The following is a 10,093-nucleotide window of genomic DNA, read 5'->3' on the forward strand; positions in this document are numbered from 1 at the left end:
CCGACCGGCTCGCCGCCGCGCTGGCCGCCGACGGGATCGACGTACGGCCGGTCGGGAGCACCGCCACGGTCGGCGGCGGGGGCGCACCCGGTGTCACCCTGCCCAGCGCGGCCATCTCCCTGCCGGAGCCGTACGCCGCCGCGCTGCGCACCGGCCGCACCCCGGTCGTCGGGCGCCTGGAGGCGGGGCGCTGCCTGCTGGACCTGAGGGCGGTGCCGGCGGAGGACGACGACCGGCTCGCCGAGGCCGTGCGCTCGGCCCTGACCGGCGCCGAGGGGCCGACGGCATGACGAGGCGGGCGACCGGGGACGGCGGGCGACACGAGGCCGGCCCGCGGGAAGAGGCGGGCGAGACCCGGTGGCGAACCCGGAAGGGCGGGCACCATGACGCCGCCCCCCGAGGCAAGGCGGACGAGACGGCGCCGGCCCCCGCCGAAGGGCGGGCGTGATGCGGGTCCTCGCCACCGCCGGTCACGTCGACCACGGCAAGTCCGCGCTGGTCCGCGCCCTCACCGGCATGGAGCCCGACCGCTACGAGGAGGAACGCCGCCGGGGCCTCACGCTGGATCTGGGCTTCGTGTGGACCCGTCTCGGCGGCGACCACCTCGCCTTCGTGGACGTACCCGGGCACGAGCGGTTCGTGCCGACCATGCTGGCCGGTGCCGGTCCCGTGCCCGCCGTGCTGTTCGTCGTCGCCGCCGACCAGGGCTGGCAGCCCCAGTCCGCGGAGCACCTGGCCGTGCTCGACGCGCTCGGCGTCCGGCACGCCGTCCTCGCGGTGACCCGCAGCGACCTCGCCGACCCGGAACCGGTACGCGCCGACGCCGTCGAGCGCCTGGCCGGAACCTCGCTCGGCACCGTGCCGCAGGTCGCGGTCAGCGCGGTCACCGGCGCCGGACTGGACGAGCTGCGCGCCGCACTGTCCCGGCTGGCGGCGACTCTGCCCGCGCCCGACCCGGACGCCGACGTACGCCTCTGGCTCGACCGGGCGTTCACCGTCCGCGGCCACGGCACCGTGGTGACCGGCACCCTCGGCGCGGGCACCCTGCGCGTCGGCGACCGGCTGGTCACCGCCGACGGGTCGGCCGTGCTGCGGGTGCGGGGCCTGCAGAGCCTGCACGAGGAGCGGACGGCCGTCGGCGCGGTGGCCCGTGTCGCCGTCAACGTGCACGGTCCGGGCGCCGGCGGCCTGTGCAGGGGGCAGGCGCTGCTCACCCCCGGCCGCTGGCTGTGCACCGAGGCCGCCGACGTACGGATCGCCGGGGAGCCGACGGCCGGGGTGCCCCGGTGCGCCGTCCTGCACATCGGGACGGCCGCCGTCCCGGTGACCGTGCGCCCCCTCGGCCGGGACACCGCCCGGCTCACGCTCCGCCGGGCGCTGCCCCTGCGGGCCGGTGACCGGGCGGTGCTCCGGGAACCCGGCGGCACCCGCCTGCCCCGCGGGGTCACCGTCCTCGACGTCCGCCCGCCCCGGCTGACCCGGCGCGGTGCAGGCCGGGCCCGCGCGGCCGAACTGGGCACCATGACCGGCCGCCCGGACGGCGCCGCCGAACTGCGCCGCCGCAAGCTGATCCGGCGCGCCGACCTGCGGGCGATGGGCGTCCCGGTGCCCGGCGAGCCCGTCGCCGGGGACTGGCTGGCCGATCCGGCGCACTGGAGCGCCCTGCGGGACCGGCTGGCCGACCAGGTGCTGGCCCACGCCCAAGCCCATCCGCTGGACCCCGGACTGCCCGCCGAAGCGGCCCGCCGGCTGCTCGCCCTGCCCGACCGCGCCCTGGTCGACGCACTGGCCGCGGCGCTGCCCCGGATCCACGCCCGCCAAGGCCGGCTGTACCCCGCCGACAGCCTCCGGCCCGCCCTGCCGGCACCCGTCCGCGCGGCCGTCGACGCCCTGCGCCGCGACCTGGCCCGGGCCCCCTTCCGGGCCCCCGAGGCCGGACGGCTCACCGAACTCGGGCTCGACCGCCGAACCGTGGCCGCCGCGGCGGCCGCCGGGGCCCTGCTGCGCATCGCCGACGGGATCGTCCTGCTGCCCGGCGCGGACGCCGACGCCGCCGCCGTCCTGCGCGCACTGCCCCAGCCGTTCACGCTCAGCGAGGCCCGGCGTGCCCTGGACACCACCCGCCGGGTGGCCGTACCGCTGCTGGAGTTCCTGGACGCCCGCGGGCACACCGAGCGCGTCGACGACCGGCGCCGGCGCTGCCGTACCGACGCGGTGAACGGAGGCGGACAGGAATCGAACCTGCCGGCCCGAGATCCTCGGGCCCCTCGGTTTTGAAGACCGGGAGGGCCACCAGGCACCCACACGCCTCCACCGCTCGTCAGGCTACTGCTCCAGGAGACCACCGGTATGACAGCGACACCGGCGACCCGTCAGGCGCCCGTACGGCTCACGCAGTTCGCCCGCGGCGGCGGCTGCGCCTGCAAGATCCCGCCCGGCGAGCTGGAGCAGGTGGTGGCGGGGCTCACCGCGCCGCCGCTCCCCGGCAGCGACACCCCGCTGCTCGTCGGCCTCGCCACCGGCGACGACGCGGCCGTGGTCACACACCGGGGCACCGCCGTGGTGGGCACCGCCGACTTCTTCACCCCGGTCGTCGACGACCCCTACGACTGGGGCCGGATCGCCGCCGCCAACGCCCTGTCCGACGTGTACGCGATGGGCGGCCGGCCCGTGCTCGCCGTCAACCTGCTCGCCTGGCCCCGCGACCGGCTCCCGTTCGACCTCGCCCGCGAGGTGCTCCGCGGCGGACTGGACATCGCCACCGAGGCGGGCTGCCATGTCGGCGGCGGGCACAGCGTCGACGACCCCGAGCCCAAGTACGGCATGGCCGTCACCGGCCTCGCCGACCCGCAGCGGCTGCTGCGCAACGACGCCGGCCGCCCCGGACTGCCGCTGTCCCTCACCAAACCGCTGGGCACCGGCGTCCTGAACAACCGGCACAAGGCCACCGGCGAGCGGTTCGAGCACGCCGTCGCCACGATGACGGCCCTCAACCGGGAGGCGTCCGAGGCCGCCCTGGCCGCCGGAGCCCGCTGCGCCACCGACGTCACCGGCTTCGGCCTCCTCGGCCATCTGCACAAGCTGGCCCGCGCCTCCGGGGTGACCGCCGTGGTCGACACCGCCGCGGTCCCCTGCCTGGAGGGCGCCCGCCAGGCCGTACGGGACGGGTACGTCAGCGGCGGCACCCGGCGCAATCTGGCATGGGTCGCGCCGCACACCGACTTCGGTGCCACCGACGCGGACACCCGGCTGCTGCTCGCCGACGCGCAGACCTCCGGCGGGCTGCTCGTCGCCGGGGAGCTGCCGGGCGCGCCGGTGGTGGGGGAGCTGGTGCCGCGCGGACCGCACTCCCTGGTCCTCCGGTAGGGCTCACGGCCCGGTCCCGGTCCGCTCGTCGATGCCCGCCCGGATCCGGTACGCCCGCACCAGCGCCAGGGCCGCCTCGCCCCGCGGCCGTCGCCCCGGACGGATGTCGACGGCGAACGCCTTCGTCTCCTGGATGTGCGTGTTCGGGTCCAGGGACAGATGCAGCAGCTCGTTGGCCGCGTCCCCGGTGCTGCGGCCGTTCGGACCCCAGTGGTACGGCAGCCCCACCTGGTGCAGCGGGCGGCCGTGCACGGTCAGCGGCACCATCCGGTCGGTGACCAGCACCCGCGCCTCGACGACCCCCCGCGCGCTGACGATCGTCGCCCACCCGGTGTGCGTCAGGCCCCGCTCGGCGGCCAGCTGTGGGGACACCTCGCAGAAGAACTCCGGTTGCAGCTCCGCCAGATACGGCTGCCAGCGGGACATGCCGCCCGCCGTGTGGTGCTCGGTGAGCCGGTAGGTGGTGGCCACGTACGGGAACACCCGGGCGCCCGGCTCGTCGCCGCTCGGCTGGTACCGGTTGTCCGGGTGCGGCGGCAGCAACTGCCGTACCGGATTGCGCTGCTGGTCGTAGAGCAGGTTCGGGAACGGGGAGTCCTGCGGCTCGTAGTGCGCCGGCAGCGGTCCGTCGGTGAGCCCGGACGGCACGTACAGCCAGGCCTTGCCGTCGGCCTGCATGAGGAACGGGTCCGTGCCGGACAGGGCCTGCGGACCGGTCGCGCCCTCGGGCGGCTCGTGGTCCGGGGCCTTGTCCTTCTCGATGTCGGGGACGTCGTGTCCCGTCCACTCGCCCCGCGCACCCTTGTCCGGGTCCCACCACACCAGCGCCTTGCGCTCGCTCCACGGCCGGCCCTCGGGGTCCGCGGAGGCGCGGTTGTACAGGATCCGCCGGTTGGCCGGCCAGGCCCACGCCCACTCGGCCGCCACCCAGTCCTGCTCCCGGCCCGGTCTGCGGCGGGCCGCCTGGTTGACGCCGTCGGCGTACACCCCGCAGTAGATCCAGCAGCCGCAGGCCGTCGAGCCGTCGGGCTTCAGCTGCTCGTAGGAGGAGAGCGGATTCCCCTCGGCGTCGCGGCCGTTGATCTCGGCGAGGACCGCCTCCGCGTCCGGCTCGGCGTGCCGGCCCCGCGTCGGGTAGTCCCAGGCCAGGTCGAGCACCGGCCGGTCCATCTCGTCGGTGGACCCGGCCAGCTTCTCGCGGACGATCCGCCCCAGGTGGTAGGCGAACCACAGCTCGCTGCGGGCCTCGCCGGGCGGCTCGACCGCCTGGTGGTGCCACTGCAGCAGCCGCTGGGTGTTGGTGAAGCTGCCGTCCTTCTCGGTGTGCGCGGCGGCCGGCAGGAAGAACACCTCGGTGCGGATGTCCTCGGTGCGCAGCTCGCCGGTCTCGGTCTCGGGGCCGTCCCGCCACCAGGTCGCCGACTCGATGAGGGAGAAGTCCCGGACGACCAGCCAGTCCAGGTTGGCCATGCCGAGCCGCATCAGCTTCGCGTCGGCGTTGCCCACGGCCGGGTTCTCCCCGAGCAGGAAGTAGCCCTTGCAGACGCCGTCCAGCTGGGCCATCGTCGTCTCGTACGTCGAGTGGGAACCGGTCAGCCGCGGCAGGTAGTCGAAGCAGAAGTCGTTCTCCGGCGTCGCCGCGTCACCCCAGTACGCCTTGAGCAGGCTCACCAGGTACGCGCGCATGTTGCCCCAGTAGCCCTTGCGGGCCGCCTCGGCCGCGACGAACGCCGCCAGGTCCTGGTTCTGGTGGGCGTGCGGCATCGGGATGTACCCCGGCAGCAGGTTGAACAGGGTCGGGATGTCCGTCGAACCCTGGATGGAGGCGTGCCCGCGCAGCGCGAGGATGCCGCCGCCGGGCCGGCCGATGTTGCCGAGCAGGGTCTGCAGCACGGAGGCCGCCCGGATGTTCTGCACCCCCACCGTGTGCTGCGTCCAGCCGACGGCGTACGCGAAGGCCGTCGTCCGGTCGCGCCCGGAGTTCTCCGTGACCAGCTCGCACACCTGGCGGAACAGGTCCTGGGGCACCCCGCAGACCCGCTCGACCAGGTCGGGCGTGTAGCGGGCGTAGTGCCGCTTCAGCACCTGGAACACACAGCGCGGGTGGGTCAGCGTCTCGTCCCGTTCCGGCTCGCCCTCGCCGATCGCCGCGCCGCCCGCACCGTGCGCCTCGCCGCGCGCCGCCTCGGCCACCGAACGGCCGCCGCCGGTGCGCTCCTCGTACTCCTGGTCGCGCTCGCCGGAGGCGGCCTGCTGCTCGGTGCCCGCGTACTGCCAGCTGGCGTTGTCGTAGCTGCGGGTGCCGGTGTCCAGCCCGGAGAAGACGCCGGCCAGGTCCTCGGTGTCCCGGAAGTCCTCCCGCAGGATCACCGGCGCGTTGCTGTAGGCCACGACGTACTCGCGGAAGTACTTCCCGTGCTGGAGCACGTGGTTGACGATCCCGCCGAGGAAGGCGATGTCGGTGCCCGCGCGCAGCGGCACGTGCAGGTCGGCGAGCGCGCTGGTGCGGGTGAACCGGGGGTCGACGTGGATCACCTTCGCGCCGCGGGCCTTGGCCTCCAGCACCCACTGGAACCCGACCGGATGGCACTCGGCCATGTTCGAGCCCTGGATGACGATGCAGTCCGCGTTCTGCAGGTCCTGCTGGAAGGTGGTCGCGCCGCCGCGGCCGAACGAGGTTCCCAGACCGGGAACCGTGGAGGAGTGTCAAACGCGCGCCTGGTTCTCGATCTGGATCGCGCCCAGCGCGGTGAACAGCTTCTTGAGGAGGTAGTTCTCCTCGTTGTCGAGCGTGGCTCCGCCCAGGCTCGCGATGCCCAGGGTGCGCCGGGTGCGGGTCTCGTCGACCTCCCACTGCCAGCCGGCCCGGCGGGCCTCGATCACCCGGTCGGCGATCATGTCCATCGCCGTGTCCAGGTCCAGCCGCTCCCACGCGGTGCCGTGCGGGCGCCGGTAGAGGACATGGTGCTCGCGGGCGTCCCCGGTGGTGAGCTGGAGGCTCGCCGCGCCCTTGGGGCAGAGCCGGCCGCGGGAGACGGGGGAGTCCGGGTCGCCCTCGATCTGGGTGACCGCGCCGTCCTCGACGTACACGTTCTGGCCGCAGCCGACCGCGCAGTACGGGCAGACGGACTTCACCACCCGGTCGGCGGTCGCCACCCGCGGGGTCAGCCGCGCGCTGCGCCCGCTCTTCGCCGCGGCGCCCCGGCCGAGCGGATCCGTGCCCGTGAGCTGCCGGAGGACCGGCCAGGAGCCGATCCAGGTGCGTACGCCCACGACGCCCTCCTCCCACTCGTCCCTCGATGTTCCCGTACCCGGGCGATCACGGCATCTTCGGCCGTGGCCGGCTCACTCGTCGAAGGGCGCGGCGAGCAGCAGATCCTCCAGCGTGGGCACCGGGAAACCGGGGAGGTGCCGGCGGCCGACCTCGGCGAACGGGTGCATCAGCTCCGCCATGGGCTTCGTACGGCACAGCGACAGCACCGTGTCGAGCGCCTCCTGCTTGAATCCCCGCCGGGGGAACGCCGTCAGTACGGCGTCCAGGGCGTCGGACGGAATCCGCTCCAGGCCGTCGCCGGTGAAGTCGAGTCCGGAGCCGACGGAGACCAGGGCGATCTCCGGCCGCTTGCGCGTCGCGATCCCCACGCTGGTGTGCAGGGCGATCGCGTCCCACACCACCTCCACGCGCTCGGCCGGCATGCCCAGCCGCTCCAGGAAACGGCGCGCGGCGTCGGCGCCGTCCACCTCGAAACGCTCGGCCGGCGTCCGGAACTCCTCGACCAGACCGAGGTCGTGCAGAACGGCGGCCACGAACGCCAGTTCCCGGTCGTAGCGCACCCCACGCCGGTCGAACAGCAGCGCGCCGAACACGTACGTCCGCATGACGTGGTGGAAGAGCGTCTCGGAGGACACCCTGCGGGCCAGCCGCACGGCCTGCCGGGCCGGCCCGCTGCCGGGGATCCGGACGCCGGCCACCGCCTCGGGCAGTGCATCGGAGCGCGGGCTCGGCAGGGGGTGCGCGGCGGCGGGCGGACCGGTGAGCGCGGTCGCCGCGCCGGCCGCGGCGACACCGGCCCCGCGCTGGAGCACCGTGCGCCGGCTGGGCCGCTGTCCGTCCTTGCCTTCGTGGGTCATCTGGTCGTCCCTCTCGCTGACGGCTTGTCGCCGAGAGCCTAGGAACGGCGGCCACGGACGGAACAGCAGCGGAAATGACAGAGGGTTCCGGATTCTCGCCAGCCACCGCCAGGTGGTCCGACGTCACCCGCTTCACCACAGGACCCCGGTGAGCGCCGGGGCCGTCCAGCAGCGTGCGCAGCTCTGCGACGCCCTCCTGGCGTTGGTCCGGGCCTCCGCCGTCCCCCGGTCCGGCGCGCCCCCGGTGAGACACGCGTCCCGCAGCAGGGGGGCCGCGCTCAACCCCGCTGACGACGCCCGGCGCGCCGCCCGGGTGACCCGGCCCACCCGGCCAGCCCCCGCAGCAGGGCGCTGCGACCGCGGTCGGGAACCGTCCACAGGGGCACGCCCCGCACACCCCACCGTTCCAGCAGGGCGTCGGCGGCCAGGAAACCGGTGGTGGCGGCCCGTTCCATCAGCGCCACCGGCAGGCCGGTGCGGACCAGGTCACCGGCCACGACGAGACCCGGGTCCGGGGTGCGGACGGCCGGCCGGCCGCGGTAGCCGCCCACCGGGAACAGCGGGCAGTCGGCGCGCCATTCGTGACGGACGTCGAGGACCGCGGCCCCGCGCGTCTCGGGGTAGACGCGGTGCAGCTGCTCGATCAGGTGCTTCTCCTCGACGTCCCGGGGCGTCCGCGCCCCTACCGCGTAGGCGTGCAGTTCCAGCACGGACCCCCCGGTGCGCGCGGCCCAGTGCGCGGCCTCGTCCTCCCAGCGCTCCAGCACACTGACGTTGTCGAGGGTGGGGAACCCGCCGGTGCCCAGGAATCCCGGCCGGCCGGGGGCCACGGGCCGGTCCAGCCACAGCCGGGTCACCAGGAAGGGCGGCGCGTTGCGCAGCCGGGCGATCCGCTCGCGCCACGGGGCGTCGCCCAGCCGGTCCGAGCGGCCCACGACGAGGCGCAGCCCCGCGGTGTCCAGGGCGAGGACGACAGTGTCGTGGGAGCGCTCGTCCCGGTCGGTGGCGACCCGGTAGCCGCCGCCCGGGACCGGTGCGATGTGGTCGACGGCCGTGGAGGTGCGCAGTTCGGCTCCGTGCCGTCGCAGGTGGTCGGCCAGCGGGTGCCACAGGGCGGACGGGAAGGGCGCCCGGGGCACGTCGAACAGCAGGCCCTCGGCGGAGCCCAGGAAGTAGATGTGGAACATCAGCGCCAGCTCGGCCGCCGAGAGCTCCCGGGGGTCGGCGAAGAAGCTGCGGGAGAACACCTCGAACGCCAGGTGGCGGGCACGGGCGGGGAAGCGGACGGCGTCGAGGAAGTCGTGCGCGCTGATGTGGTCGAGCCGGTCGTAGATCTCGGGGACGCGGACGTCGAGCAACGGCAGGGCCGCCACCGGGTCCATCCGGCGCAGGTCCCGCACGGTGAAGGACGGGCTGAGCGCGGCGAAGCCCAGGGCGCTCCACGGCGGGGTGCGCGGGACACGGCGGAAGCCGTCCCGCATCCCGTCGGCGTGCAGCAGCGGATAGTCGGGCAGGGCGGTGAGCCGGCGCAGGCCGGGGTCGGTACGGCGGAGCAGCGCGCGCAGGTTGTAGTACTGGCGGAAGAAGGCGTGGAAGCCGCGGCTCATGGTCACCGGGGTGCCGTCCCGGAGACGGGTCGGCCAGCCTCCGGCGCGCCCGCCGAGGTACGGCTGCCGCTCGTACAGCGTGACGGCCACCCCGCGTTCGGCGAGCGCGGTGGCGGCGGCGAGACCGGCGATGCCGCCGCCGACGACGGCGGTCGTGGGACGGGGACCGTCGACGCGCGGCTTCCCGGGCCGGGCCGGCAGCAGCCGGGCCCGCCGGTCCCGGCCGTGCCGGGCGTGTTCCGGGTGACCGGCCCGGTTCATCGGGCGGCCTCCGGGCGGCGGGCGACGAAGGTGTGGGCGATGCCGGTCTGCCAGCCCGGCAGGGGCAGGGCCCGGACGTGCGTGAAGCCGGCCGCGCGGACCCGGGCGGCGAAGCGGTCGGCGGTGTCGAACTCCAGGACGCTGCGCCACAGATGACGGTACAGCCGGCCGTCCCCGAGGACGGACGCCACCGGCTGTACGAGACCGCGGCACACCGCGGTCCACACCGCGCGGTCGGCGCGGCGCCCGCTGAGGGCGTACTCGTGCACGCCGAGCCGGCCGCCGGGCGCGAGCAGGTCGCGCACGCCGGCGAGGACGGCGTCGGGGTCGGACACGTTGCGCAGCAGGTAGGCGGCGAAGACCGCGTCGAACGGTCCGGTCACCCCGGCCTCGGCCAGGCGCTCCGCCGGTGCCCGTACGAACGTGACCGCGCCGGCCCAGGGCTTGGCGGCGGCCCGCCGCAGCATGCCGGCGGAGGCGTCGACGGCCGTGATGCGCGCGGCCGGCAGGGCGGCGCGGAGCGCGGCCGTCGAGGCGCCGGTGCCGCAGCCGAGGTCCAGCAGGCGCAGGCCCGCCCCGTCGCCGGGCAGGCCGAGCCGCCGTACCGAGCGCCGGAGATGGGCGCGGTAGCCGGGGTTGGCGGCGGTCAGCGCGTCGTAGCTGCGGGAGGCGTGGTCGAAGGCGGCGGTGAGGTCCTCGTCGCGCAGCAGGGTCATACGGTCTCCAGG

5 protein-coding genes, 1 tRNA gene and 2 pseudogenes are annotated in these 10,093 nt (G+C 75.5%); 3 read left to right on the forward strand and 5 right to left on the reverse strand.

Annotated features, from left to right (window positions below; translation table 11 throughout):
* Both CCN44_RS36310 and CCN44_RS36315 read left to right on the forward strand, forming a co-directional pair.
* A pseudogene (locus CCN44_RS36310) lies at nt 1–290 on the forward strand (L-seryl-tRNA(Sec) selenium transferase); the annotation flags it as partial.
* A 157-nt stretch (nt 291–447) separates the two neighbouring features.
* Nucleotides 448–2,184: pseudogene (locus CCN44_RS36315) on the forward strand (SelB domain-containing protein); the annotation flags it as partial.
* 35 nt (nt 2,185–2,219) lie between these two features.
* On the opposite strand, the gene CCN44_RS36320 reads toward CCN44_RS36315, so the two are convergent.
* Nucleotides 2,220–2,312 (reverse strand) — tRNA-Sec (locus CCN44_RS36320).
* A 37-nt stretch (nt 2,313–2,349) separates the two neighbouring features.
* On the opposite strand from CCN44_RS36320, the gene selD reads away from it, so the two are divergent.
* A complete protein-coding gene (selD, locus tag CCN44_RS36325; protein ID WP_086702897.1) occupies nt 2,350–3,366 on the forward strand; it encodes a selenide, water dikinase SelD in 1,017 nt (338 codons plus the stop codon).
* 3 nt (nt 3,367–3,369) lie between these two features.
* On the opposite strand, the gene fdh is transcribed toward selD, so the two are convergent.
* The 4 genes from fdh to CCN44_RS36350 all read right to left on the reverse strand — a co-directional run bounded on the left by fdh (nt 3,370) and on the right by CCN44_RS36350 (nt 10,081).
* On the reverse strand, nt 3,370–6,639 hold the full coding sequence (fdh, locus tag CCN44_RS36330; RefSeq protein WP_208639916.1) for a formate dehydrogenase: 3,270 nt from the start codon (nt 6,637–6,639) through the stop codon (nt 3,370–3,372).
* Nucleotides 6,640–6,711: 72 nt separating this feature from the next.
* The gene (locus CCN44_RS36340) at nt 6,712–7,497 is read right to left on the reverse strand and encodes an HD domain-containing protein (protein WP_086702903.1); all 786 of its coding nucleotides are present in this window, start codon (nt 7,495–7,497) and stop codon (nt 6,712–6,714) included.
* Between the two features lie 278 nt (nt 7,498–7,775).
* Nucleotides 7,776–9,365, reverse strand: coding sequence for an FAD-dependent oxidoreductase (locus CCN44_RS36345; RefSeq protein ID WP_086702906.1), 1,590 nt, complete (start codon nt 9,363–9,365; stop codon nt 7,776–7,778).
* Nucleotides 9,362–10,081: a methyltransferase gene (locus tag CCN44_RS36350; RefSeq protein ID WP_059247270.1), complete on the reverse strand. Its 720-nt coding sequence runs from the start codon at nt 10,079–10,081 to the stop codon at nt 9,362–9,364. Before CCN44_RS36350 ends, CCN44_RS36345 begins: the two co-directional genes overlap by 4 nt.
* Nucleotides 10,082–10,093: the final 12 nt, after the last annotated feature.

The sequence above is a fragment of the Streptomyces tricolor genome (assembly GCF_002155905.1).
GTDB lineage: Bacteria > Actinomycetota > Actinomycetes > Streptomycetales > Streptomycetaceae > Streptomyces > Streptomyces tricolor.